The 1,304-nt window shown below is 49.3% G+C and carries 1 protein-coding gene; it reads right to left on the bottom strand.

Annotated elements, in window-relative coordinates:
- Positions 1-1,304: autotransporter outer membrane beta-barrel domain-containing protein (locus A7090_RS23310; protein WP_123056988.1), on the bottom strand; the 1,304-nt coding region annotated here is incomplete at both ends.

Raw genomic sequence — 1,304 nt, 5'->3', positions numbered from 1 at the left:
CTGTAGTCTTTTGTTCCAAGAGACGCAAAACTCGCTGTGTACTCATTATCGTGATGGAGGTATTTACCAATCAGGTCAAAATAAGCCCCGGAATCAAAGAGTGCTGAAGCATACAACCCTCCCCCCACGGATTGGGTTTTTCCACTGAAGGCGTGGCTGCTTGCATTGCTGTCTGTATAGGTCAGTAATGCCCCCGTGAACAAATCCACTCCGTCCAGCTCATGCTTTCTGTCGGCACCAATCTGAACGTGAGTGTAGTTATCGCTGTAACCACCATCTGCCGAACCGGTACCGTTCATGATACGCGCCCAGACACCAGCATCCCCCTGAGTATCCCGCAGGTCACCCATACGCTTGTTCAGGTTATTGACCTCTGTCAGGAAGGATTTATAACCTGACGCCATAAAGTCCGTTGCGGTTTTCGAGGCACCGGCATCAGCAACTGTCTGATACCCTGTCAGCATCCATTTTGTGGCATTATCCGTTTTTTCTGTGCTGATTACCGGCGTGACATTACTGAAACCAATCTGCTGCGTTCCGGCTGTGAACGTTTTCTCGTCACTCCCTTTCGGTGCGGTAATTAACGTTACGTTCATTTCACTGGCTGGCTTGTTTAAAAAGTCGACCAGGACGGTATTATTACTGCCCGACAGTTTATTCGTGACATTCAGCTGGTCAGCCTGACTGTTGTTGGTATGCATCAGGAACGTGGAGTTATTGGCGTTAAGCTCTTTTACCTTCAGGGTGGTAAAGTCTTTCCCGCCTCCCAGTTCAACTCGTCCCCCCGCACTCTTCAGCGTTCCGATCGTTGAGTTTCCGTCAGAGTACCACAGAGCATTGTTCATATTTACCGTACTCTGCTCACCCGTAATACTGCCATTCAGAACAGCGTTATATCCCTTCATCAGGGAGCTGAATAACGGAGAATCTGTCTTCCCGACAGCATCACTGTCTCCCAGATTAATGGTTGCCGCCGTGGCTCCTGCATGAATATCCGAACTCAGATAGCCCATGTTTTTAACAGAAAGGCTGGCCTTATCCTCGAGGTTAATCCTTTCCGTTGTCGAAATCACAGGGGAGTAATACTCCTGTTTCTGCGCAGAAGGTGTTCCTGTCAGGGTCAGGGAGGCATTTTCTTTTACGTCCACAGCCCCGGTGCTGAAAATACCGCCCTGAGCCGTAAGTTTTGCTCCTTTTTCGAGGGTCAGGCTACTGTTGACAAAGCTGCCTGCACGGTCAAAAACAGCATTCTGAGAGGTCACACTCACGGAACTGTCATAAGCCTCAATACCACCGGTGAATTT

The organism is Escherichia sp. MOD1-EC7003, assembly GCF_002965065.1.
Lineage (GTDB): Bacteria > Pseudomonadota > Gammaproteobacteria > Enterobacterales > Enterobacteriaceae > Escherichia.
This window is presented reverse-complemented; position numbering and strand designations above follow the sequence as displayed.